General features: G+C 67.5%; 26 protein-coding genes and 2 tRNA genes. 6 read left to right on the forward strand and 22 right to left on the reverse strand.

Translation table 11 applies throughout. The features are described from left to right. Positions 1–35 precede the first annotated feature (35 nt). The 9 genes from rdgB to clpS all read right to left on the reverse strand — a co-directional run bounded on the left by rdgB (position 36) and on the right by clpS (position 6,188). Complete coding sequence (gene rdgB / locus B840_RS10085; protein ID WP_042622023.1) at positions 36–650, reverse strand: RdgB/HAM1 family non-canonical purine NTP pyrophosphatase; 615 nt, start codon at positions 648–650, stop codon at positions 36–38. Next, the gene (gene rph / locus B840_RS10090; RefSeq protein WP_042622024.1) at positions 650–1,381 is read right to left on the reverse strand and encodes a ribonuclease PH; all 732 of its coding nucleotides are present in this window, start codon (positions 1,379–1,381) and stop codon (positions 650–652) included. The genes rdgB and rph overlap by 1 nt, the downstream gene beginning before the upstream one ends. Before the next feature lie 24 nt (positions 1,382–1,405). Further along, positions 1,406–2,173, reverse strand: coding sequence for an MBL fold metallo-hydrolase (locus tag B840_RS10095; RefSeq protein WP_042622025.1), 768 nt, complete (start codon positions 2,171–2,173; stop codon positions 1,406–1,408). A gap of 82 nt (positions 2,174–2,255) precedes the next feature. Beyond that, positions 2,256–3,068: a glutamate racemase gene (gene murI, locus B840_RS10100; RefSeq protein WP_229676678.1), complete on the reverse strand. Its 813-nt coding sequence runs from the start codon at positions 3,066–3,068 to the stop codon at positions 2,256–2,258. 10 nt (positions 3,069–3,078) lie between these two features. Further along, positions 3,079–3,564, reverse strand: coding sequence for a MarR family winged helix-turn-helix transcriptional regulator (locus B840_RS10105; protein ID WP_042622027.1), 486 nt, complete (start codon positions 3,562–3,564; stop codon positions 3,079–3,081). Between the two features lie 81 nt (positions 3,565–3,645). Beyond that, positions 3,646–4,344, reverse strand: a complete 699-nt coding sequence (locus B840_RS10110; RefSeq protein WP_084602977.1) for a rhomboid family intramembrane serine protease — start codon at positions 4,342–4,344, stop codon at positions 3,646–3,648. Between the two features lie 20 nt (positions 4,345–4,364). Then, positions 4,365–5,342, reverse strand: a complete 978-nt coding sequence (locus tag B840_RS10115; protein WP_042622029.1) for a P1 family peptidase — start codon at positions 5,340–5,342, stop codon at positions 4,365–4,367. A 1-nt stretch (position 5,343) separates the two neighbouring features. Further along, positions 5,344–5,883: a DUF2017 domain-containing protein gene (locus B840_RS10120; RefSeq protein WP_042622030.1), complete on the reverse strand. Its 540-nt coding sequence runs from the start codon at positions 5,881–5,883 to the stop codon at positions 5,344–5,346. Between the two features lie 17 nt (positions 5,884–5,900). Continuing rightward, positions 5,901–6,188 carry an ATP-dependent Clp protease adapter ClpS gene (clpS, locus tag B840_RS10125; RefSeq protein ID WP_042622715.1) on the reverse strand — a complete coding sequence of 96 codons (288 nt, stop codon included), beginning with the start codon at positions 6,186–6,188 and terminating at the stop codon, positions 5,901–5,903. 180 nt (positions 6,189–6,368) lie between these two features. On the opposite strand from clpS, the gene B840_RS10130 reads away from it, so the two are divergent. From B840_RS10130 to B840_RS10145, 4 genes are read left to right on the forward strand one after another with little or no spacing between them, the layout of a single operon-like run. Continuing rightward, positions 6,369–6,935 carry a CAP domain-containing protein gene (locus B840_RS10130; protein WP_042622031.1) on the forward strand — a complete coding sequence of 189 codons (567 nt, stop codon included), beginning with the start codon at positions 6,369–6,371 and terminating at the stop codon, positions 6,933–6,935. Between the two features lie 36 nt (positions 6,936–6,971). Then, on the forward strand, positions 6,972–8,312 hold the full coding sequence (locus B840_RS10135; RefSeq protein WP_042622716.1) for a nicotinate phosphoribosyltransferase: 1,341 nt from the start codon (positions 6,972–6,974) through the stop codon (positions 8,310–8,312). Continuing rightward, entirely contained in the window at positions 8,309–10,270 is a 1,962-nt protein-coding gene (locus tag B840_RS10140) for an ATP-dependent DNA helicase (protein WP_042622032.1), read from the forward strand. Before B840_RS10135 ends, B840_RS10140 begins: the two co-directional genes overlap by 4 nt. Positions 10,271–10,299: 29 nt before the next feature. After that, positions 10,300–11,028 (forward strand): Crp/Fnr family transcriptional regulator, encoded by a 729-nt coding sequence (locus tag B840_RS10145; RefSeq protein WP_188656974.1) that lies wholly within the window; start codon positions 10,300–10,302, stop codon positions 11,026–11,028. A 3-nt stretch (positions 11,029–11,031) separates the two neighbouring features. Here B840_RS10145 and B840_RS10150 read toward each other — a convergent pair whose 3' ends face one another. The 3 genes from B840_RS10150 to ctaD form a co-directional block, all read right to left on the reverse strand. Then, entirely contained in the window at positions 11,032–11,772 is a 741-nt protein-coding gene (locus tag B840_RS10150) for a peptidyl-tRNA hydrolase (protein ID WP_042622718.1), read from the reverse strand. 2 nt (positions 11,773–11,774) lie between these two features. Then, a complete protein-coding gene (gene serB / locus B840_RS10155; RefSeq protein WP_042622033.1) occupies positions 11,775–13,100 on the reverse strand; it encodes a phosphoserine phosphatase SerB in 1,326 nt (441 codons plus the stop codon). A gap of 94 nt (positions 13,101–13,194) precedes the next feature. Continuing rightward, positions 13,195–14,937 (reverse strand): aa3-type cytochrome oxidase subunit I, encoded by a 1,743-nt coding sequence (ctaD, locus tag B840_RS10160; protein ID WP_042622034.1) that lies wholly within the window; start codon positions 14,935–14,937, stop codon positions 13,195–13,197. Between the two features lie 561 nt (positions 14,938–15,498). On the opposite strand from ctaD, the gene B840_RS10165 reads away from it, so the two are divergent. Further along, positions 15,499–16,218, forward strand: a complete 720-nt coding sequence (locus B840_RS10165; RefSeq protein WP_042622035.1) for a FadR/GntR family transcriptional regulator — start codon at positions 15,499–15,501, stop codon at positions 16,216–16,218. A gap of 79 nt (positions 16,219–16,297) precedes the next feature. Here B840_RS10165 and nrdE read toward each other — a convergent pair whose 3' ends face one another. The 4 genes from nrdE to ykgO all read right to left on the reverse strand — a co-directional run bounded on the left by nrdE (position 16,298) and on the right by ykgO (position 19,935). Beyond that, a complete protein-coding gene (nrdE, locus tag B840_RS10170; RefSeq protein ID WP_042622036.1) occupies positions 16,298–18,457 on the reverse strand; it encodes a class 1b ribonucleoside-diphosphate reductase subunit alpha in 2,160 nt (719 codons plus the stop codon). A 57-nt stretch (positions 18,458–18,514) separates the two neighbouring features. Further along, complete coding sequence (gene nrdI / locus B840_RS10175; RefSeq protein ID WP_042622037.1) at positions 18,515–18,973, reverse strand: class Ib ribonucleoside-diphosphate reductase assembly flavoprotein NrdI; 459 nt, start codon at positions 18,971–18,973, stop codon at positions 18,515–18,517. Between the two features lie 165 nt (positions 18,974–19,138). After that, positions 19,139–19,372, reverse strand: a complete 234-nt coding sequence (gene nrdH / locus B840_RS10180; protein ID WP_042622038.1) for a glutaredoxin-like protein NrdH — start codon at positions 19,370–19,372, stop codon at positions 19,139–19,141. Between the two features lie 440 nt (positions 19,373–19,812). Continuing rightward, entirely contained in the window at positions 19,813–19,935 is a 123-nt protein-coding gene (gene ykgO / locus B840_RS10185) for a type B 50S ribosomal protein L36 (protein ID WP_018341343.1), read from the reverse strand. A gap of 129 nt (positions 19,936–20,064) precedes the next feature. Between ykgO and nadE the strand changes: the two genes are divergently transcribed. Then, positions 20,065–20,889, forward strand: coding sequence for an ammonia-dependent NAD(+) synthetase (gene nadE / locus B840_RS10190; RefSeq protein ID WP_042622039.1), 825 nt, complete (start codon positions 20,065–20,067; stop codon positions 20,887–20,889). 3 nt (positions 20,890–20,892) lie between these two features. Here the strand turns inward: nadE and B840_RS10195 are convergent, their stop codons facing one another. The 6 genes from B840_RS10195 to B840_RS10220 all read right to left on the reverse strand — a co-directional run bounded on the left by B840_RS10195 (position 20,893) and on the right by B840_RS10220 (position 23,856). Next, entirely contained in the window at positions 20,893–21,657 is a 765-nt protein-coding gene (locus B840_RS10195; RefSeq protein ID WP_042622040.1) for a fructosamine kinase family protein, read from the reverse strand. Positions 21,658–21,668: 11 nt separating this feature from the next. After that, on the reverse strand, positions 21,669–22,091 hold the full coding sequence (locus tag B840_RS10200; RefSeq protein WP_042622041.1) for a pyridoxamine 5'-phosphate oxidase family protein: 423 nt from the start codon (positions 22,089–22,091) through the stop codon (positions 21,669–21,671). 154 nt (positions 22,092–22,245) lie between these two features. Next, positions 22,246–22,321: transfer RNA gene (locus B840_RS10205), tRNA-Ala, on the reverse strand. Between the two features lie 23 nt (positions 22,322–22,344). Continuing rightward, positions 22,345–22,417 (reverse strand) — tRNA-Ala (locus tag B840_RS10210). A gap of 104 nt (positions 22,418–22,521) precedes the next feature. Then, positions 22,522–23,256, reverse strand: a complete 735-nt coding sequence (locus B840_RS10215) for a DsbA family protein (RefSeq protein ID WP_042622042.1) — start codon at positions 23,254–23,256, stop codon at positions 22,522–22,524. Positions 23,257–23,292: 36 nt separating this feature from the next. Beyond that, on the reverse strand, positions 23,293–23,856 hold the full coding sequence (locus tag B840_RS10220) for a DoxX family protein (protein WP_268236901.1): 564 nt from the start codon (positions 23,854–23,856) through the stop codon (positions 23,293–23,295). Between the last annotated feature and the right edge of the window lie 65 nt (positions 23,857–23,921).

The raw sequence follows: 23,921 nt of genomic DNA on the forward strand, positions 1-23,921 counted from the left end.
CACCGTCTTCATGCCCCAGGTGCGGCGGTGGCCGCCTACTGCCCGGCCAGCCGCCGGATGTCCCCGACCAGCTGCGCCAGCGCCTTGCCGCGGTGCGACAACGCGTTCTTCTCCTCCGGGCTCAACTGCGCCGAGGATCGGCCGGCGGCGATCTCATCGGCCGGCAGGAAGAGCGGATCGTAGCCGAAGCCGTTGTCGCCGACCGGCTCGCGCAGCAGGGTACCTTCCCACCTGCCCTCTGCAACGTGCTCCTCCCCCGCCGGGGTGACCAAGGCGCACACCGACACGAAGGCGCAGGAGCGGCGGCCGTCGGGAACGTGCGCCATCTGGCCGAGCAGGAGAGTGTTGTTGGCGGCGTCGTCACCGTGGCGCCCCGACCACCGGGCGGAGAGGACCCCGGGCATGCCGCCCAGCTCCTCAACGGCCAGGCCGGAGTCGTCCGCGATACAGACCAGGCCGGTCTCCCGGGCGCCGGCGCGCGCCTTGATCAGCGCGTTGTCGGCGAAGGTCCGGCCGTCCTCGACCGGCTCCTCGTAGGCGGGCGCCTGATTCAGCGGGATCAGCTCGACGCCCGCGACGTCCGCCTCGCGCAGGATCCGTTCAAGTTCGGCGAGCTTCTTGGCGTTGTTGGACGCGACGAGAATCTTCATCAGATTCCCAGTGCGGCGCGCTGCGCGGCGATGAGCTCCCGGCAGCCCTTCTCGGCGGAGTCGAGCATGAGACCGAGCTGATCACGGCTGAAGTCACCGTTTTCGCCGGTTCCCTGGACCTCCACGAAGTTGCCGCGCTCGGTCATGACGACGTTGAGGTCGACCTCGGCGCGGGAGTCCTCCTCGTAAGGCAGGTCGAGGCAGACGTTGCCGTCGATGAGCCCGACCGACACAGCGGCGACCGGCGGGAGCAGGGGTTCACCGGGGACGACGCCCTCGGCCTTGAGGACGGCGACGGCGTCGGCGAGCGCAACGTAGGCGCCGGTGATCGAGGCGGTGCGGGTGCCGCCGTCGGCCTGGAGAACATCGCAGTCGATGTTGATGGTGTTCTCGCCCAGCTGGCTCAGGTCCACCGCGGCGCGCAGGGAACGGCCGACGAGGCGGGAGATTTCATGGGTGCGCCCCTTGACCTTGCCGCGCATCGACTCGCGCGGCATGCGGTCGTGGGTGGCGGCGGGCAGCATGGCGTACTCGGCGGTGAGCCAGCCTTCGCCCGAGTCGCGCTTGAAGCGGGGGACGCCGTGCTCGACGCTGGCGGTGCACATCACGCGGGTGTTGCCGAATTCAACGAGGACGGAGCCGGCGGGGTTGGAGGTGAAACCGCGGGTGATGCGGACGGTGCGCAGCTGGTCGAGGGCGCGGCCGTCGGCGCGCTGGAAGTCAGAAGTCATGCCCCTCAGGCTACCCGCGGGCGGTCAGACCTCGACGACGAGACCCTGGGCGCCGAGTTCCACGGGCCCGTCGAACTCCGCGCGGGCCGCCGCGAGGGTCGCCTCCACGTCGCCCCACGGGGGGATGTGCACGAGGATGAGCTTCTTCACGCCCGCCAGCCTGGCCGCGCGGCCGGCCTGCGCACCCGTGAGGTGCATGTCCGGCGGGAAGTCCCCGTCTCCACCGCACCAGGTGGCCTCGCAGAGGAAGACGTCGGCCCCGCGGGCGCACTCCACGAGCTGCTCGGTCCAGCCGGTGTCGCCGGAGTAGGCGATGGTCTTGCCGGAGGTGTGCTCGGTGATGCGCAGGCTGTAGGCCTCCACCGGATGCAAGGCCCGGAAGGGCGCGATGGAGAGACGGTCGACGAGGTGCTCCTCGCCGACGCGCCAGGGGGAGAACGCGAAGGTGTCGGACATGTCGTCGACCTCGCCCGGGCGGTCCGCAGAGAGCCGCCCGAGGTGCGGGAGTGTGTTCAACGGGCCGAAGCACAGCTTCCGGTCCCTCGCGGGAGCAAAGGGATGGAAACGGCGCCACACCATCAGCGAGGGAAAGTCCAGGCAATGGTCGGCGTGCAGGTGGGAGAACACCACGTGCGCGTCACAGGGGTCCTGAATCTCCTGGAGCTTGCCCAACACGCCGGGGCCGATGTCCATGAGGAGCGCCGGGGAGTTGTCCACAGCCACCAGATATCCGGAGGCGGGGTTCGTGGGCCCGCTGAGGCTGCCTGAACTGCCGAGGATGGTCAACTTCATGACGCTACTGTGCCACGTAACAGAGGCTTTCTCGAACGCAACGCACCGATTGTCACCGGATTGTGAGCGCCATCCGGCACACCTACAGTCCTGTGACCTGATGCACCTGCCCGAGACCCGGCCCGAGGAAACGCTGGGAGAGAAGCGCGAATTTCTCCGGGTCACCGGTGGACTCGAACTCGCGGGTCGGCGCCGGATGGATCTCGGGGTCGGCGAGAAGGTCCTCCCGGGTGAGCACCCGGAGCACGTCCTTCGCCGTCTCCTCCGCCGAGGACACCAGCGTCACATGGTCGCCGATGGCCAGCTGAATCACGCCTGAGAGCAGCGGGTAGTGGGTGCAGCCGAGCACAAGCGTATCGACACCCGCCGCCTGCAGCGGCTCCACGTAGGCCTCCGCGACGCCCAGGATCTGGCGGCCCGAGGTGATGCCGCGCTCCACGAAGTCGACGAAGCTGGGGCACGCCCGGGCATAAGCCTCGACTCCGGGGTTGATGGCGAAGAGGTCCTGGTAGACGCCAGAGTTGACCGTGCCCGCCGTGCCGATCACCCCCACGCGGCCGTTGCGCGTGGTCGCCAGGGCGCGGCGGACGGCGGGCTGGATGACTTCGACGACGGGGACGTCGTAACGCTCGCGGGCGTCGTGGAGGAACGCGGCGGAGGCGGTGTTGCAGGCGATGACGAGCATCTTGCAGCCGCGCTCGACCAGGTCGTCGGCGATGCGGGTCGCATGTTCGCGGACCTCGGCGATGGGCAGCGGCCCGTAGGGGCCGTTCGCGGTGTCGCCGATGTAGATGATCGACTCGTGCGGGAGCTGGTCCATGATGGTGCGGGCCACCGTCAGGCCGCCGACACCGGAGTCGAAGATGCCGATCGGGGCGGTGGGGGAAGGGGTCACCCCGACCATGCTAGCGGGAGGGGCCCTTCTGCTCCTCCTGGCCCATCGCGGCGACGATCTTGCTCATGGCCGCCCCGAACTGGCGCTGCTCTTCGGGGCAGAGGTTGTCGAAGATCAGCCGCCGCACCTCGGAAACGTGCCCGGGGGCGGCCTGCCTGAGCAGTTCCACTCCCTGCTCCGTCAGCTGCGCCAGCGTCGACCGTCCGTCGTCCGGGTCTGCCAGCCGACGCACCAGTCCAGGCTTCTCCAGGCGGGTGATCACCCGGGACAGGTGCGAGAGCGTCATGTCCGACGCGGAAGCCAGCTCGCTCATGCGCAGCGTGTGATTCTCCGCGGACCACAGGCGGGTCAGGGCGAAATGGTCGTAGTGGCTGATCCCGGCGTCCCGCTTGAGCTGCGCTTCCAACCGGGTGGGCAACCACACGTGGAACGACCAGATGTTCAGCCAGGTCTGCACCTCCTGGTCTGAGAGCCATTCCTCGGGCCCGTTATTCATGCAACCTCATCCCCACAATAATTCTCATAAATGGCGCTAACAGTACTTAAGAATGATCTGAGCGTCAGGGCTGGAATCATGCTACCTCAGGCCCCGGCGGGTTCGGCTACCGCCCTGCTCCAGGGAACGCTGCCGACGCTTCGCCCGCAACGCCGGGGGATCGTCGGACGTGATGAACATGCCGGCCGCCACGCCGCCGACGGCGCCGAACAGGTGCGCCTGCCAGGAGACCCCGGGCACGCCCGGCAAAAGACCGATGACCAGCCCGGCGTAGGCGATCCCCAGGATGACGCCGAGGACCAGCTGGAGGAAATGCCGGTTGAACACGCCACGCACCAGCAGGTAGGCCAGCCAGCCGTAGACCAGCCCGGAGGCTCCGATGTGGTTGGTGCCCACGCCGCCGAAAAACCACACGCCGACGCCTCCGACGACGACCACGAAAGCGGTCACCTCCCACCACACCCGGGCACGGGACATACCTATGAGGAAGCTGAAAATTGCCCCAGGAAATGTATTAGAAACTAGGTGTTCGATGTTCGCGTGCAGCAGCGGCGACGTCAGGATGTGCCAGACAGACGACACATCCAGGGGGTTGATGCCGAAGAACACCAGATAACCGCCGAAGGCGAGGACATTGATGAGGTGGACGGCCCAGATGACCAGGACGTAACCGGCGGCGAACTTGATTCCGGAACGAACCGCGCCCCGGCCCCTTTGCGCCGCAGTCTGCACGGCCCCGGCGGGCCGGGGGGAAGGTGGGTAAGCGAGTGGCTGGCTCATGACCCCCCACTTTAATGTTTCTACGGGGATGAGCGGCGGCCGGCAGGGTCGACGAGGATCTCCGTCCACGTGCCCAGGCCGTGACCCGGCGCGGCCGCGGTGACGGCGTCGACGAGGGCGGCCTGCACCACCTCGGCGGCCGCGGCCGACAGTTCGTGCAGTTCCGGGACCCCCACCCCGGCCGCCTTTTCCGCGGTCGACACCGCGAACAAAGTGTCGCCGTCGAGCGGCGAGTGCGCCGGGCGGACCGCCCGGGCGATGCCGTCGTGCCCGACCATCGCCAGGCGGGTGGCCTGCGCGACCGTCACCGGCGCGTCGGTCGCGACCACCCCGATGGTGGTGTTCAGTGTCGAGGCCGGGTGCGCCAGCTCGCTCAACCTGGCGAGGTCCACCGGCGCGCGGGTCGGGTCACCCCAGAGCAGGCCCGACACCGGGTCGATCACCTCCCCCACCGGATTGGCCACCACCAGCGCCGAAACCACATACTCCCCCGCCCGCCGCGAGGCCTGCCCCACCCCGCCGCGCAGGACACCTGCCGTGGCACCGCAACCCGCCCCGACGCTGCCGCTGCCGCCGGACCCGCCGCCGGACAGCGCCGCGCGGACCGCCGCCGCACCGTCGGCCGCCGTCGGACGGTGGCCGGGGTCCCCGACGAAGAGATCGAAGATGACGGCGGCGGGGACGATCGGCACCCGCGGGCCGGGACGTCCCTCGCCAAGGACCGGGAAACCCCGCCCGGCGCGCTCGAGCTCCACCATCGCGCCGTCCGCAGCGGCCAGCCCGAACGCCGAACCGCCGGACAGGATGATCGCGTGAACTCGTTCCACGGTGTTGTGCGGCGCCAGCAGATCCGTCTCCCGGGTTCCGGGACCCCCACCCCTGACGTCGACACCCGCCACCATGCCGGACCCGGACTCGGCGACCACGGCCGTGACGCCTGTGTCTCCGAGGGAGACGTGGCCGAGCAGGAGGCCGGGGACGTCGAGAAGCGGATCCACGCTACCCCCCGGTCAACGCCGTGAGCAGGCTGTCCTGGTTGAAGCCGAGCCACTCGACCAGGCTCTCCCGCTCCGCGCGGGCGTCCTCCCCGCCGCTGTCGTCGGCGGACAAGTAGAGGCGCAGATCGTTGAGCCCCGCCAAGAAAGAGTGCGCCTCCTCCTCCGTGAGGTTGATCTCCACCCCGCCGTCCGGGCCGACCTTCTCCGCCACCACCTGCAGGTTCTCCAGCTTCGCACGGCAGATGTCGTTCTCGTGGAGGCTGCGCAGGAGGGAGTTGTCGCCCTCGTACTCCTCGTCGCCGGCGCGCTCGAAGTCGGGCAGCAGGCGGGCCAGCGCCGGGTCCGCCGGGGCGGACTTGTGGGCGGAAGGGATGCCGGTGAGCTCGGAGAGCTCGTCGCGGGGAGCAGACTGGGCCCTGGCGATGATCGCCTCACTCACCGCGGCGGTGATGTTCCCCAGGATCTCCCGCTCGAGCGGCTCCAGGACCGTGCGGTACCGGGGGGCGCGCATGAGCCCCTTCTTACGCTGCCATTCCTGCACTTCTACGTTTCCTCTTCCTAGCCGGCCTGCTGCATCGTGGCCCACAGGCCCGCGGTGTGCAGCTTCTTGACGTCGCCCTCGACCTTGTCCTTCTCGCCGGTGGAAACGACGGCCTTTCCTTCGGTGTGGACCTGCATCATCAACTCTGTCGCGCGCTTGCGGTCGTAGCCGAGGACCGTCTGGAAGACGTAGGTGACGTAGCTCATGAGGTTGACCGGATCGTCCCAGACGATGCACATCCACGGCAGATTCTCCGCCGTGGCGACATTGACCTCGATCGCCTCGTCGAGCTCCGGACTCGCCATCGGGGAACCCATACGGGGTGTGCTCATCATGTATGGACCTGTCATGCCCCTCAGCCTAGTCAACTGTGCGGCGGGGCGGCCGCGCAGCCGGCGCGGCGTGCCCGATGGAGGTTTCTCCCGCAGGAAGGTACGTTCTTTCCCTGGCAGCTCCACCCGCCCCGAACCCCGCCCCTTGAGGAAGTGGTCCCCCTGGTCAGCCGGTCATCCGCCCCCTGGACTTCCCCGCGGGGCATCACGGACCTGCTGTCCGCGCTGGGAATGCTCCTGTCGGTCGTCGGTCTGGTTGCGACCCTGCTGGCGGGGGCTGCAGGCGGCGCAGGCTCAGACCCGGCGGCCGGCCCCGGCGGGGAACCGTCCGGCCCGGAGGCCGGCTACGAGGTCCCGGACCTCGACACGCAAGCCGAACTCGAACTGATCCGCCACGACGTCAATCTGGCGATCAAGCTCCTGCGGCATGAGGAGGGCGCGCCGCCCGTCGTCATGGACCCTTTCAACCTGCAGCTGCAGGCCCAGCAGTGGGCGGAGCACACCGCAGTCGCGGGCAGGCAGGAGAACTCACCGCGGAACGTCACGATGATCCAGCACAACCTGCCCGAATCCGAGGCCTCCGGGCACGCTTTCGTGGACGCCTGGCTGCATTCCGAGGCGCACACCGCGGTACTCCTGGATGAGCGCTACACCTTCTACGGCATCGGAGTTGCGGTCGGCCACGGTCGGGTGTGGGTGGCCGTGCAGTACTCCGCCTGACGGCCGCCGCCCCTCCACTCCATTAGAGTGGTCGGTGTGAACGCGAACCAGCCGACCTCATTCCCGCCGAATCGCTCCACGTCCCTGTTGACGGACATGTACGAGCTGACGATGCTGCAGGCCGCCCTCAACGACGGGACCGCCCACCGGCAGTGCGCGTTCGAGGTGTTCTCGCGGCGTCTGCCCAACGAGCGGCGCTACGGCGTCGTCGCCGGGACCACCCGCGTCCTGCGCGCGGTGCGGGACTTCGTCTTCACCGAGGAGCAGCTCGAACACCTGGACTTCCTGGACGAGCGGACCCTGGATTACCTGCGCGGCTACCGTTTCACCGGCCAGATCGACGGCTACCGCGAGGGCGACCTGTACTTCCCGTACTCCCCGATCCTCACGGTGCGGGGCACCTTCGCCGAGTGCGTCATCCTGGAAACGGTGATCCTGTCGATCATGAACGCGGACTCGGCGATCGCGTCCGCTGCCGCGCGTATGGTCACCGCCGCCGACGGCCGCCCGATCATCGAGATGGGTTCGCGCCGCACCCACGAATACGCGGCGGTCACCGCGTCGCGGGCCGCCTACCTGGCAGGTTTCACCGCCACCTCCAACCTGGAGGCCTCGCACCGTTACGGCATCCCCGCTTCGGGCACTTCGGCGCACGCGTGGACCCTGCTGCACGTGAACGAGGACGGCACCCCGAACGAGGCCGCCGCCTTCCGTGCGCAGATCGAGTCCCTGGGTGTGGACACGACCCTGCTGGTGGACACCTACGACATCACCAAGGGCGTGGAGACCGCGATCGAGGTCGCGGGCACCGCCCTCGGCGGCGTGCGCATCGACTCCGGCGATCTGGGTGCCGTGACCCGCCGGGTGCGCAGGCAGCTCGACGACCTCGGCGCCCACGACACCCGCATCGTGGTGTCCTCCGACCTGGATGAATTCGCCATCGCCGGTCTGCGCGGCGACCCGGTCGACGTGTACGGCGTGGGCACCTCCGTGGTCACCGGTTCCGGGGCGCCCACCGCCAGCATGGTCTACAAGCTCGTCGAGGTCGAGGGGCATCCCGTGGCGAAGCGTTCCCGCGGCAAGGCCATGACCGGCGGCGCGAAGCAGGCGGCCCGCACCCACCGCGCCACCGGCGTGGCCGTCGAGGAGGTCGTCCATCCCTTCGGCTCCCCCACCCCGGACGTCGGCCGGCTCTCCGCCACCTGCCTGACGGTGCCGCTCGTGCGCGACGGCGCCACCGTGGAGGGGCTGCCCACCCTCGAGGATTCCCGCGCCTACCTCGCCGAGCAGCTGCTCACCCTGCCCTGGGAGGGGCTGGCGCTGTCCCGTGACGAGCCCGCGATCAGCACCCGTTTCGTCGGATTCCCCGCGCAGTGACCGAGGAACCACTGAATCATTCGACGGGGGAGCTTCTCGACGCCGCCGTCACCGCCCTCAGCGGTTCCCGCCGCGACGGGCAGGTGGCGATGGCCGACGCCGTGACCCGCGCCCTGGAGACGGAACGCCACCTCGCCGTGCAGGCGGGCACCGGCACCGGCAAGTCGCTGGCCTACCTGGTGCCCGCGCTCCGGCACGCGCAGGCGACCGACTCGACGGTGATAGTGTCCACCGCGACGATCGCCCTCCAGCGCCAGCTGGTCGAACGGGACCTTCCCCGGTTGGCGGACGCGTTGGAGCCGGTGATGCCACGCCGCCCCACCTTCGCCATCATGAAGGGCCGGTCCAACTACGTGTGCCTCAACCGGATCGGCGCGGCGGAGGATCCGGAGGACGCTCTCCTGGGCGAAGGCGACGTCTCCTGGCTGGGCCGCCACGTCGCCCGCGTCCACGAATGGGCGCAGGAGACGGAGACCGGCGACCGGGACGACCTGGAGCCGGGTGTGCCGGATCTGGCCTGGCGGCAGGTGTCGGTCACGGCCAACGAATGCCTGGGGGCGAGCCGCTGCCCGCACGGCGCGGAGTGTTTCGCCGAGCTGGCCAAACGCAAGGCGCAGGACGTCGACGTCGTGGTGACCAACCACGCCCTGCTGGCCATCGACGCGCTCGCGGACATCGACGTCCTACCCGAGCATGACGTGGTCATCGTCGACGAGGCCCACGAACTCGACGGCCGGATCACTTCCGTGGCCACCAACGAGCTCTCCCGCACCGCCCTGACCCTGGCCGCCAAGCGCGCCGGAAAGTTGGGGGCGGACGGCGTGGACGACAAACTGGTGGAACTCACCGACGACTGGCAGGCAGCGGCGGCAACGCTTCCCGACGGCCGCTGGACCGACCTCGACGAGATCGCCCGCGGCCCGCTGGCCGGCCTGCGCGACGGGCTGTGGTCCCTGCGGGAGGCCGTCGCCCGCTCCCCCGAGGGGGAGAGCGCCAACGACCCGGAAAAGGCGGCGGAGCGGGTCAACCTGGCCAACCACCTGCAGGAACTGCACGACGCCATCGTCCGCATCCTCACCGTCTTCGACGAATCCGACCCCGCCGCCCAACGCGATGTCGTCTGGCTGGAACGCGACGACCGGCGCGGCGACGTCCTCACCGTCGCCCCGCTCTCGGTCGCCGGGCTGCTGCACGAGAAACTCTTCGGCGAGCAGACCGTCGTGCTCACCTCCGCCACGCTGACCATCGGCGGGCGATTCGACGCCATGGCCGCCGCCTGGGGTCTGCCGAAAGGCACGTGGGATCGCCTGGACGCGGGAACCCCCTTCGATCCGCGGAAGGCCGGCATCCTCTACACCGCCCGGCACCTGCCGGACCCCGGCCGCGACGGCCTGCCGGAGGAGACACTCGACGAGATCCACGACCTCATCATGGCCGCCGGCGGACGGACCCTCGGGCTCTTCTCCTCCCGACGAGCGGCGGAACAGGCTGCTGAGGCCATGAAGAAGCGGTTGCCCTTCGACGTCTACTGCCAGGGGGAGGACACCACCGGCGCGCTGGTGGAGAAGTTCGCCAGGAACGAGAACGCGTGCCTCTTCGGCACCCTCACTCTGTGGCAGGGCGTCGACGTGCCGGGCCCGGCCTGCTCCCTCGTCCTCATCGACCGCATCCCCTTCCCGCGCCCCGACGATCCGCTGCTCCAGGCGCGGAAAGAGGCCGCCACCGCAGAGGGGCGCAACGGATTCATGGAGGTCGCCGCCACCCACGCCGCCCTGCTCCTGGCCCAGGGCGCGGGCCGTCTGCTCCGCTCCGTGACGGACCGCGGCGTGGTCGCCGTGCTGGACAACCGGCTGGCCACCAAACGTTACGGCTCGTTCCTGCGCGCCTCCATGCCCTCCTTCTGGGAGACCACCGACCCGACGGTGGTCCGGGGCGCCCTGAAAAGGCTGGTCAGGTAAGAATGGGCCCCGGTGCCTAGGATGGGGGCATGTCCAGCAACCCCGTCCGACAGACCTGTTCCCACCCCCACCACTGTTCCACGGACGTGCGGATGCGCGTCATGGCCCGTTCCCCCCTCACCCGGGATCTGACCCCGGAGCAGCACACGGAACTGGACACCCATCTGCGTGCGGTGGCCTGGGCGGAGGGCGAGCCGCTCATGATGGCCGGTGAGACCCCCGGCGGCGTGCACCTCGTCATGTCGGGCCGTGTGAGAGTCACCCGCGACACCGTCGACGGCGAGGAGATCACCCTCGACATCGCCGGCCCCGGCGACGTCATCGGCCCGCTCGACACCGCGCCGGTCCCGGTCGAGGACTCGGCGTGGGCGATGGAGACCACGTGCGCCCTGTTCCTGCGAGCCGAGACGCTGGGAGAGGTGGTGGCCACGTTCCCGCCGTTGGCGATGGCCCTGCTGCAGCTGCAGCAGCAGCGCCTGACGGCCGGACGGGAGCGGGAGGTCGCGCAGAGCACCCGCACGGTGGAGCAGCGCGTCGCCGGGGTCCTGCTGCAGATGGCCGGGCGCCTCGGGCAGTCCCGCCCCGACGGATCGGTGCTGCTTCAGGTCCGCCTGCGCCGCGACGATATCGCGGGCATGGCCGCCACCACGGTGGAATCGGCCTCCCGCGCGATGGCGAAGATGAAGCGCAACGGGTTGATCGATTCGGGCCGCGAGTGGGTCGTGATTCTCGACGCCGCCGGTCTCGCCGACCTCTGACGCCTACTGCCCCGCGAAGGCCAGGACCGTCAGCGAGTCCGGGGCCACCTCCGTGAAGCCTGCGTCGCGGACCGCCACCACCCCCGGCGTTCCGGCGTAGCCGGAGAACTCCCCGGATGCGACCTCCCGCACGTCGAGCTCGAAGCCCTTCTCCGCCCACGCCCTGACCCAGTCCAGGTCCCGGCTGGCGGCCAGCAGCATACTGGCGTGGCCCACCTGGGCGGCGGCCTTGCCGGTGGTCATGCGGAGCCCACGGTCGACGAGGATGGTCGGCACTCGCGGATCGACCGCCCCAGGTTCGTCTTGGGGCAGTTCCGTCCCCTGGATCTGCAGCTTGCGCACCGCGGGCGGGATGTCCGCCACCGGAGAGGGGACGAAAGCGCGGGCCTGTGCCCCGCCGACGTCGACAGTCACCCCGGGCACCGCCTGCGCATCCAGCCACGCCTTGTTCCGGGCGCGACGGGCCACCTTGCGGATGAGGTGGTCGTACCAGCCCGTCAGTCCCTCCCGCCAGTCGGAGTCGGTGGCCACCCGTTCGTCCAGACAGACCGCGACGACCGCCCGAGCGGAGGCAGCCAGCAGGTCGGTGCGGCGCGGCGGATCGGCCTTCGGGACGTGCAGAGCGATCTGCATGGCCTGCACCGTCTCCGGGCGGTCCGGGTCCTCCGAACGGTCGTGCCTGTTGTCGCTCACCCGGGCGCGCAGGAGATCGTGCGCCAGGGCGAGCGGATCAGTGCCGGACAGAGTCACTCTGCGGAATAGTCCGCACCGACGAATTCGAGCGGGACACGGCGGAAGGTGCCGTGCTCCAGGTCGGACTCGTCGATCTCCTCGCGCGGAATGCCCAGGATGTGCAGCACCTCGTCGAGGAAGGGGTAGTTGACCGACGTGTCGGCGACCTCGCGCAGCGCCGGCTTGGCGTTGAACGCGATGCCGAGACCCGCGGCGGAGAGCATGTCGATGTCGTTGGCGCCGTCGCCGACTGCGACGGTCTGGTACATCTGCAGACCGGAATCCTCCGCGAACTCGCGCAGCAGGGAGGCCTTCCTGGCGCGGTCGACGACCTCGCCGATCACCCGGCCGGTGAGCTTGCCGTCGACGATCTCGAGGGTGTTCGCGCGGACGTAGTCCAGTTCGAGGTCTTCGGCGAGGTCCTGGAGCACCTGGATGAAACCGCCGGACACGACGGCGGTGCGGTAACCCATCTTCTTCAGGGTGCGGATGGTCGTGCGCGCGCCCGGGGTCAGCTCGAGGTCGTCGGCCACTGCGTCGATGACGGATGCGTCCAGCCCCTTGAGGGTGGCGACCCGCTCGCGCAGGGACTCCTCGAAGTCGATCTCCCCGCGCATCGCGCGCTCGGTGACCTCGGCGACCTCCGCCTCTTTGCCCGCGTGCGCCGCGAGCATCTCGATGACCTCGCCCGTGATCAGGGTCGAATCGCAGTCGAACATGACCAGGCGCTTGGAACGGCGCAGGAGACCGGCCCGCTCGATGGCGATGTCGACGCCCAGCTCGTGGGTCATCTCGGCCAGCGCCTTCCGCAGGGAATGCCCGCCGCCCGGCTCGTAATTGGCGATGGTGATCATGATTTCCAGGCCGGTGACCGGGTAATCGGCGATGCCCCGGATGCGGTCGATGTTGGCCCCGTAGTTGGCCAGGGTCTGACCGATGGCGGAGACGTCGGCGGCGGTGACCGGGTCGCCCATCACCACGGCGACGTGGGTTGACCGCGGGGAGGAGTGCTGCTCCTGGGAGTACATCTCCAGCGAGACGCGCTGGCCGTGCCCGCGGAGGGTGTCCACCAGCCCCTCGCGCAGGCGCTCTTCGCGGGCAGGATCCAGCCCCACGAAGGCCGCGAGGGAGAGGTGCCCGCGGAACTGGGACTGTTCGACATCCAGCAGCTGCACGTTGTGCGCGGACAGGACCCGGAAGAAAGCGGCGGTCACACCCGGCCGGTCGTGACCGGTGAGAGTGATGACGGCCGACTCCAGCCCGGGCTGCAGCGACACCTGCAGTCCCTGGGAGTTATCGGATACGACGGAGGATGCATCAAAGTCTGCCACGGGGATCATTCTTTCATGGAGGGTTGATTCGGACACGACGGGACCCCCGGCAGAGGTTTCTGCCGGGGGTCCTGGTCAGTCGGAGGGGACTATGTCTCGCCCTTTAGCGGACTTCGGCCGGGGACGGAGTCTGGGTGATCTCCGCGCGCTCATCGCGGGAGGTCACGTGGGCCTCACGACGCATGCGCTCGACCATGTGCGGGTAGTGCAGCTCGAACGCGGGGCGCTCGGAGCGGATTCGCGGCAGGGAGACAAAGTTGTGGCGCGGCGGCGGGCAGGAGGTCGCCCACTCGAGGGAGTTGCCGTAGCCCCACGGATCGTCCACGGTGACGACCTCGCCGTAACGCCAGGACTTGAAGACGTTCCAGATGAACGGGATGACGGACGCACCGAGCAGGAAGGAGAAGACGGTGGAGATCTGGTTGAACAGAGTGAAACCGTCAGAGTCCAGGTAGTCGGCGTAGCGGCGCGGCATGCCCATGTTGCCCAGCCAGTGCTGGATGAGGAAGGTGCCGTGGAAGCCGACGAAGGTGAGCCAGAAGTGGATCTTGCCCAGACGCTCGTCGAGCATGCGGCCGGTCATCTTCGGGAACCAGAAGTACACGCCGGCGAAAGAGGCGAACACGACGGTGCCGAAGAGGGTGTAGTGGAAGTGGGCGATCAGGAAGTAGCTGTCGGCCAGGTGGAAGTCCAGCGGCGGGGAGGCCAACATAATGCCGGTCAGGCCGCCGAAGAGGAAGGTGGCCATGAAGCCGACCGCGAAGATCATCGGGGTCTCCCACGTGATGTGGCCCTTCCACATGGTGCCGACCCAGTTGAAGAACTTGACGCCGGTCGGGACCGAGATCAGGAAGGTCATGAAGGAGAAGAACGGCAGGAGGACGGCACCGGTGACGAACATGTGGTGGGCCCACACAGCCATGGAGAGGGCGCCGATGGCCAGGGTCGCGAAGACCAGGCCGATGTAGCCGAACATCGGCTTACGGGAGAACACCGGGATGACCTCGGAGATGACGCCGAAGAACGGCAGCGCCAGGACGTAGACCTCCGGGTGGCCGAAGAACCAGAAGAGGTGCTGCCACAGGATGGCGCCACCGTTGCCGGTGTCGTAGATGTGGCCGCCCAGCTTGCGGTCGTAGAGGACACCGAGTGCGGCGGCCAGCAGCAGGGGGAAGATCATCAGGGCGATGACCGAGGTGACGAAGATGTTCCAGGTGAAGATGGGGAGGCGGAACATGGTCATGCCCGGCGCGCGCAGGGTCAGGATGGTGGTCAGCATGTTGATGGCGGAGGCGACGGTGCCCACACCAGTCGCACCCACGCCGACGATCCACAGGTCAGCGCCGACGCCCGGGGTGTGGACGGCGTCCGACAGCGGGGAGTACATGGTCCAGCCGAAGTCGGCCGCACCGCCCGGGGTCAGGAAGCCGGCGAGCATGGCGACGCCGCCGACGGTGGTGATCCAGAAACCGAAGGCGTTGAGTCGGGGGAAGGCCACATCCGGCGCGCCGATCTGCAGCGGGAGGACATAGTTGGCGAAGCCCCAGACGATCGGCGTGCCGAACAGCAGCAGCATCACGGTGCCGTGCATGGTGAACAGCTGGTTGAACTGCTCGTTCGACAGGAACTGCAGACCCGGCGTGAAAAGCTCGGCACGGATCAGCAGGGCCATCAGGCCGCCGAGGAAGAAGAAGCTGAAGGACATGATGATGTACATGATGCCCAGCTGCTTGTGGTCGGTGGTGATCAGCATGTCCCAGGCACGGGAACCCTTGCGGGCTGTGCCTGTCGGCTGAGGACGGGTCGGCTCGACGTAGTCGTCAAGCCTTGGCGCCACTGCGGTCATAGTTCCTCCTGACTACGAAACAGCCCGCGAAAAACGGACTGCCAAGCTTTTACTGCGCCTCATCTTAAAGGACGCGTAAGAGTATTTTCCAGCCCATCTGGACTGGAGACGAGGATCAGTCTATCCCCATCAGCACCGCAAAACACATGGGTGGAACGGTTTCCTGTTGAATCCGCGCCTATTCGACCGACACCCTCCCCGGTTTGTGACGGGGCACACAGGAATGTACTGCGATATTTAGATTCTTCCACCCCGCCCGGAACTCTGACCCACCCCCGGTATGTATCAACCTTTCGATTGAAGGCCCGGTCGCAGCCACATCACACACCGCCCGGACAAGCGGTGCGGGCAGGGGCGGCTTCTCCCACCCAATCGATTCCTTATATATACACGGAGAAAATATTCTTCCCCGCCACTCCGCCCGCCCCAGTTGGGGACCTCCGTTCCAGAGAAAGAGACCTGCCGCCCCGGATAAACACCAGGATCACTTAGGTCACATGTCGAATTCCGTTTAGAATGACTATTAAAGACTTGATTCCCACCCGAAGGACACGAACAGCAATGACCGAGTCACCCCGCACCCCGGCTGCCCCCCTGCTGGACAACGTCCTGGACGAGCTGGGCAGGGACATTGTGGCCGGCACCCTGCCGGAGGGCAAAACCTTCACCCTCCAGGACCTGTCCAGCCGCTTCGATATCTCCCGCACCGTCGCCCGCGAGGTGATGCGGGCGCTCGAACAGCTCGGACTCGTCTCATCCTCCCGTCGCGTGGGCATCACCGTCCGCCCCCGCTCCGAATGGGCGGTGTTCGACCAGGCCATCATCGACTGGCGCCTGGCGACGCCGAAGGAACGGCGCCATCAGCTGCGTTCCCTCAACGAGCTGCGCAGCGGCGTCGAGCCCCAGGCCGCCCGCCTCGCCGCCATCTCAGCGACCGACGCCCAGCGTGAGGAGCTGACCGGTCTCGCGGCGAAGATGCGCGAGCTGGGCGACTCCGGCGAGGGATCCTCCCAGGAGTTCCTGGAGGCCGACGTTCGCTTCCACGCGCTGCTCCTCGAGGCCTCCGGCAACGAGATGTTCGCCGCCCTCGCCCCCTCCATGCTCAGCGTCCTGCACGGCCGGACCCGCTACGGCCTGCAGCCCTCCGATCCTGCGCCGGTGGCGTTGACCGCCCACGAGAATCTGGCCCGGGCTGTGGCGGAGAAGAACGAGTCCGGCGCGGAAGAGCAGTCCCGCGCCCTGCTCACCGAGGTCTCGCAGATTTTCGTCAGCGACTTCTAGCTGGCCTCTCCCCCGAAAAACGCCGGGGCGCGGGATCCCCGGAGGAACCCCGCGCCCCGGCGAGTGGCAGGTCCTGCCTTTACAGCATGCAGGACACGCAGCCCTCGATCTCGGTGCCCTCCAGCGCGACCTGGCGGAGACGGATGTAGTACAGCGTCTTGATGCCCTTGCGCCATGCGTAGATCTGCGCGCGGTTGATGTCGCGGGTGGTGGCGGTGTCCTTGAAGAACAGCGTCAACGACAGGCCCTGGTCGACGTAGCGGGTGGCCACGGCGTAGGTGTCGATGATCTTCTCGAAGCCGATCTCGTACGAGTCCTGGAAGTACTCCAGGTTGTCGTTGTCCATGTGCGGCGCCGGGTAGTAGACGCGGCCGATCTTGCCCTCCTTACGGATCTCGATCTTCGAGGCGATCGGGTGGATCGACGAGGTCGAGTTGTTGATGTAGGAGATCGAACCGGTCGGCGGGACCGCCTGCAGGTTGCGGTTGTACAGACCGTGCTGCATCACCTCGGCCTTGAGCTTCGCCCAGTCCTCCGCGGAGGGGACGGTGGCGGTCGAGGCGTCGAAAAGCGACTTGACCTTGTCGGTCTTCGGGGCGAACTCAGCCGGGTCGAAGCCGTCGAAGTAGGTGCCGTCGGCGTACTTCGACTTCTCGAACCCGACGAACTTCTGGCCGCGCTCCTTGGCCAGCTTGTTGGAGGCCCGCAGTGCCTGGTACAGCACGGCGGCGAAGTAGGCGTTGGTGAAGTCGAGGCCTTCCTCGGAGCCGTAGTAGATGTGCTCGCGGCCGAGGTAACCGTGGAGGTTCATCTGCCCCAGACCGATCGCGTGGGAGGCGTTGTTGCCCTCCCGGATCGAGGGGACGGAGTCGATGCTGGTGAACTCCGCGACGGAGGTCAGGCCGCGGATGGCGGTCTCGATCGTGCGGCCGAAGTCCGGCGAATCCATCGCCATGGCGATGTTCAACGAACCGAGGTTGCAGGAGATGTCCTCGCCGACGGTCTCGTAGGAGAGGTCCTCGTGGTAGGTGGACGGCGTGTTGACCTGCAGGATCTCGGAGCACAGGTTGGACATGTTGATGCGTCCGTCGATGGGGTTGGCGGCGTTGACCGTGTCCTCGAACATGATGTACGGGTAGCCCGACTCGAACTGCAGCTCCGCCAGGGTCTGGAAGAAGTGGCGGGCGTTGATCTTGGTCTTGCGGATCCGCGGATCCTCGACCATCTCGTCGTAGAGCTCGGTGACGGAGACGTCGCCGAAGGGCTTGCCGTAGATGCGCTCGACGTCGTACGGGGAGAACAGGTACATGTCGTCGTTGCGCTTGGCCAGCTCGAAGGTGATGTCCGGGATGACGACGCCGAGCGAGAGCGTCTTGATGCGGACCTTCTCGTCGGCGTTCTCGCGCTTGGTGTCGAGGAAGGACAGGATGTCCGGGTGGTGCGCGTTGAGGTACACGGCACCCGCGCCCTGACGGGCGCCGAGCTGGTTGGCGTAGGAGAAGGAGTCCTCGAGGAGCTTCATCACGGGGATGACGCCGGAGGACTGGTTCTCGATGTGCTTGATCGGCGCGCCGGCCTCGCGCAGGTTGCTCAGGAGGAGGGCGACGCCGCCGCCGCGCTTGGACAGCTGCAGGGCGGAGTTGATGGCCCGGCCGATGGACTCCATGTTGTCCTCGATGCGCAGGAGGAAACAGGAGACGAGCTCGCCGCGCTGCGCCTTGCCGGCGTTGAGGAAGGTGGGGGTGGCCGGCTGGAAGCGGCCAGACATGATCTCGTCGACCAGGCTCTCGGCGAGCTCCTCGCTGCCGTTGGCCAGGAAGAGCGCCGTCATGGTCACACGGTCCTCGAAGCGCTCCAGGTAGCGGCGGCCGTCGAAAGTCTTGAGGGTGTACGAGGTGTAGTACTTGTAGGCGCCCAGGAACGTCGGGAAGCGGAACTTGAACTTGTAGGCCCGCTGGAACAGTCCCTTGATGAACTCGAAGTCGTAGGACTCCAGGAGCTCCGACTCGTAGTACTTGTTCTCGATGAGGTAGTTGAGCTTCTCCTCCAGATCATGGAAGTACACGGTGTTCTGGTTGACGTGCTGGAGGAAGAACTGGTTCGCGGCCTCGCGGTCCTTGTCGAACTGGATGTGGCCGTTCCCGTCGTAGAGGTTCAGCAGCGCGTTCAGCGCATGGTAGTCCAGCTGCTCCCCCTGATCGATGGGATCCGCGGCGGCGGTCTGCTCTGTGGTCTGCATAGTCAACGTTTCTTCTGGCCTTTCAAGTTATGGGTCGGGAGCTGAGTGGATCTTCTGTCACGCGGTATCTGCCGTGCGCGCCTCGCCGCGCACCGGCTCGAGTCCCAGCGCCTCCGCGTTGGTGATGAGCCCCTCCCGAAGAATACGCACATCCTCCGAGGTGCCCATGAGCTCGAAGCGGTAGACGTACGGGACGCTGCATTTCTTGGCGATCACTTCCCCGGCGGCCCCGTAATCGGCGCCGAAGTTGGTGTTGCCGCCGGAGACGACCGCGCGGATGAAGCTGCGGTTGTGTTCGTTGTTGAGGAACCTGATCACCTGAATCGGCACCGGGCGCGAGTTCTGGTGGCTCATGGAGGCCCCGCCCCCGTAGGTGGGGCACACGAGCACGTAGGGCTCGTCGACGACGAGCGGTTCTTCAGCCTTGTACAGCGGGATCCGCACGTTCGGCAGACCCAGCTTCTCGACGAAGCGGCGCGTGTTCTCCGTGGCGGACGAGAAATACACGACGAGCATCTTCGATTGACTTCCCTTCACGACCTTCTCGGTGGGCCCGCGGCGGGCCCGGGGTGTCCCCGCGACACGGCAAACGCCGCCCGGCGTCTCGTGGGCGGCGTGGGGCGTGGCGGGCGACCTGACCCGACTCCAGGCAGCGCCAGTCGGGAGAGGGTGCGGCGACGGCTAGGCGACGACGGCGGCGAGGCCGTTGATGCGCTCCGGCCGGAAGCCGGACCAGTGCTCGCCGTTGGCCTCCACGACCGGGGCCTGCAGGTAACCGAGCGCCAGGACGTAGTCCCGCGCCTCGTCGTCGAGGCTGATGTCCACCGTCTCGTAGTTCAGGCCCGCACGGTCGAGGGCCTTCTGGGTGGCCTTGCACTGAACGCAGGCCGGCTTGGTGTAGAGGGTGATGGACATGGGACTGAACCTCATTCTCTGACGAATTTACTGACATTGTCGGTACCTGGTACCTCGTCCGGCGGTTGCTGCCGGACCCGAATTCTGGCCCTGGACCTGCTCTGGAAATCGTTCCGGCCTGTCCTGTGGCGGTACCAATAGACACTATACTTTGTGGTGATTCCATGCAACTAGCACTACATATAGTAGTTACATCGATGAAACTCCCAGCACGGCGATCATCCCCGGCCCACATGTTGACCCCCCTGAAATACCCCTCCGCACCCGCCAAACAACATCCATGGGATTTACCCAGCTCGCCCCGTAGTCGCGTTATGCAATCGTTACATAAGGCGCCCGTCGGCCCGCCCGGGACCCGCCGGACGGTGCACAAGAAACCGCCCGCCCCCACTGTCCGGAAGGACGTGGGAACGGGCGGTGTCGACGGAACGTCGGTATTCTTAGCCCTGACGGGCCTTGAAACGCGGTTCCTTCTTGTTGATCACGAAAACCTTACCGTGACGACGCACAACCTGGGCGCCCGGCTTGTTCTTCAGCGACCGAAGCGACTTGCGAACCTTCATCGGGCGCTCCTTTCTATTTGCGCGATTATGAACTTGCGGTGCGACTTGATTCAGCATGGCCAATTAAGCAGCCACGACACGAGGGAAGATGTTACCCCACCCGTCGCGGAACCTCCAAAACCAACTACGATGGCGTCCATGCAGCACGAGATCATCAAGGCCCTCCACGCCCGGCCGCGTATCGACGCCGCCGGGGAAATCACCGCCCGCGTCAGCTTCCTCGCCGAATACCTGCGGAAGACGGGTATGAAGGGGTTCGTCCTCGGAATCTCCGGCGGGCAGGACTCCACCCTGGCCGGCCGGCTCGCCCAGCTGGCCGTGGAACAGTTGCGCGCCGAGGGCCGGGACGCCGAGTTCTGGGCCGTCCGGCTCCCCCACGGGGTGCAGGCCGACGAGGATGACGCGCAGCTGGCCCTCGATTTCATCGGCCCCGACCACCGCGTCACAGTGAACATCGCCGGCGCGACCGGCGAGATGTCCGCCGCCGTCGCCGGAGCCCTCGGACAGGCGGAACTGGGCGACTTCAACGAGGGCAACGTCAAAGCGCGCCAGCGCATGATCGCGCAGTACGCCATCGCCGGGGAGAAATCCCTGCTGGTCATCGGCTCGGACCACGCCGCGGAGAACATCACCGGCTTCTTCACCAAGCACGGCGACGGCGCCGCCGACATCCTCCCCCTCGCCGGACTGAACAAGCGTCAGGGCGCGCAGCTGCTGGCGGAACTGGGCGCCCCCGCCGCGACCTGGGAGAAGGTCCCCACCGCGGATCTCGAGGACGACCGCCCGGCACTGCCCGACGAAGTCGCCCTCGGCGTCACCTACGCCCATATCGACGACTACCTCGAGGGACTCCCCGTGCCGGACGAGGCCCGGGGGCGCATCGAGCACCTCTGGCGCGTGGGCGCACACAAGCGTCACCTTCCGGCGGGCCCGGCCGACACGTGGTGGCGCTAGAACCTAGCTTCCCGCCAGGAGGCGGCTGGTCGCCCGCGCCGCCTCCACCAGGGGCCGGGCGTAGCCCGGTCCGTGGGTGAACGCGTGCACCGCCAACGGGTGGAGCTGATGAAGCGGGAACCTGTCCCGGAAACCCGGGTCCAGCGCGGAGATCTCCTGGTATCCCGCCCAGATGTCCTCCGGGAAGGGGACGCCGAACAGCGCGAGCATCGCGAGGTCGGTCTCGGGGTGCCCGCCGTGGGCCGCCGGATCGATGAGCGCGGGGCCGTCCTCCCCGAAGAGCAGGTTGCCGGCCCACAGGTCCCCGTGGATGCGGGCGGGCACGGCATCCCAGTCCTCGTCTGCGACGGCCTCCGCCGCCTGCTCGACAGCGGCCAGCCCCTCGGCGTCGAGGTTGCCGGCCGCCTGCGCCCGACGGGCGAAGGGAAGCACCCGCTGCGCGGCGTAGAACTCGCCCCAGTGGTCCGTGGGCGTGCACTCCTGCACCTGGGTGCCGATGTAGTTCGGCCCTTCCCAACCGGGCGGCGGGGCCCCGAACGCCGGCGCCCCGGCAATGTGGATACGCGCCAGTTCCCGGCCGGCCGTCCGGGCCGCCTGCGGTGTCGGCGTCACCCCCCGGACCAGGGCGGTGCTCAGTGTGTTGGCCGCAGGGTCCACGGAGATGACCTCGACGACCGCCGGAGAGGCGGCCCGCAGCCAGCGGAGCCCCGCGGCCTCCGCCTCGGCGGAACGCGGCTCGCGGGGACTCTTGGTGAAGACGGGTGTCATGGCAGGGACACTCAGTAGCGCTCCGGCTCCTCGCCGATCTCGAACTCCCGGCCGCTGATCTCCGAGGCGTTGATGCGGACCCAGTTGTACTTGAGGGTCGGCGCCCACGGCTTGAGCTCCAGAGTCTCGGCGTGATCGATGTCGGCCGCCTTCTCCAGGACCTCGGCGGTGCCGCGGACGACGACAGACCACGCGGTGCTTTCGTCGACCCCGTCGGCCTGGAAGAGAACACCGTGGTTGAGGGTCAGGGTGAACAGCTTGGAGCCTTCAGCGGTACGGAAGTAGATGTCCTCACCGTCCACGACGAAGTTCACCGGGAAAATCTCGAGGACTCCCTCGCGGTGCAGCACGATGCGGCCGGGCTGGACGTCCGCCAGCCGGGCGAGGGACTGCCCGGTGCTCAACTTGCGGAAGACATCATCATTCATGGACATGCTCGAATGCTCCTCGAAAACGGTAGGGCGCAGGGCGCTTGATTTGTACCGTCCAGACTACGTGCCGCCAGGCCCGCCGGCCCCGCAACTGTCCCCGGAAAGGTGAGAGGCCGGTCACCAGGGAAGAATTTTCCCTGGTGACCGGCCTCTACGATGGTGGAGCTAAGGGGACTCGAACCCCTGACCCCCACACTGCCAGTGTGGTGCGCTACCAGCTGCGCCATAGCCCCGTGTTGTTTATTGAGTTTTCAAGTGGAGCTAAGGGGACTCGAACCCCTGACCCCCACACTGCCAGTGTGGTGCGCTACCAGCTGCGCCATAGCCCCTTGGAACTTCTGTCAATGTACACGCCTGCGGTCCGGACAACCAAATCCGCAGGTGGATGCTCGGCGACACCCGTGCGGGGCAGGCGTCGCCGAGCAGGGGGCGGTTAGTTCAGCACCGCGTCGATCCACTGGTTGATGTCGTCGACTTCGACGTCCTTGCCGTCGCGGACCACCCGCGGCGAGGAGACCTGGCCGGTCTCAGCCTCGAGCTTGTCGGCGTTGGCGGTGGTCAGGTCGTTGGCGGCGCCGACGTTCTCGCCGCTGCGGATGGTCTCCACGACGCTGTCGGAGGCGCCGAGCTCCTGCGCGGCAGCGGCGAAGTCGTCGTTGCTCCACTTGTTGTAGATCTCCTCCTGCTCGTCGAGGATGGCGGCGCGGTAGTTCCAGTACACGTCGGTCTCGCCCGCCTCGGCGAGAGCGAGGACGGCGGCGGCCGCACGGGTGGAGTGGCCGTCGGCGTTGCCGCGGTCCAGGAAGTTGAGGGTACGCACGTTGACGATCAGGTCACCCGCCTCGATGGCGGCCTGCATCTGCTCGTCGGTGTTCTCGGCCAGCTGGGCACAGTAGGAGCAGGAGTAGTCCTCGTAGAGATCCACCTCGACGGCGTCGGCGGCCGGGTTCGCGGAGGCCAGGGTGACCGAGTTGTCGCCGAACTCCGAGTCGAAGGCCACGTCGACAGTCTCCCGGTCGGCGAGGTGCTCCGTCTTCTTGCCCTGCCCGGACATCACGATGTATCCGATGACCACGGCTGCGACGAGCACGACGGCGATGATGGCCCAGAGGAATGTGTTGCTGCCCTTGGCGTTCGGGTCGGTGACCCGGGTGGACTTGCTGCTCACTGTGTTTTCACCTTTGAGTACTTGTTGGTCTTGCGATCAGGGGTGGAGGGCGAACCTCTTGAAGGGGCGGTAGATGGTCCACACGCTCAACGCGATGTAGCCGATGTCCCGCAGAATGGTGACGAAGTAATCCATCGCCACTTTGTCCATGTTCGGCTCGATGCTGAAGCAGCCGCAGTCGATGCCCAGTCCACGCACCCAGGCCTGCGCGATGCCGATGATGAACATCACCAGCACAACGGTGGCCACCTTGCTCGCCTGCCGCAAAAAGATTCCCAGCAGCAGAAGAACACCGCCGGCGATCTCCAGCGGGCCGATCAGACGCGCAAGAAGATCCGACCACTGGGGCGTGAAGATCTCGTACGCCATGATCGCCTGGGTCATGTTCAGGTGGTTGTCCAACTTGGCCACACCGGCGGCTATCCAGGTGTAGGCCATGAAGAACCGGGCGAAGAAGCTGACGGCGTCGAGAACCCGGCGGCCGTTGGTGCTCGACCAGAAAGAACCGGAACGGGTGGATGGCCGGGGGCCCTCGACCGCGCCACCCGGACGTTCAGGTGCGCTGGCCGACGTGGGCGTTGCCTGCTGGGTGATGGACACGCTTTCAGACCTTAGTCCAACTCCGGACCGATCTGGTATGTGAATTCACCGACACCGGCCCGGAT

The sequence above is a fragment of the Corynebacterium marinum DSM 44953 genome, from assembly GCF_000835165.1.
Lineage (GTDB): Bacteria > Actinomycetota > Actinomycetes > Mycobacteriales > Mycobacteriaceae > Corynebacterium > Corynebacterium marinum.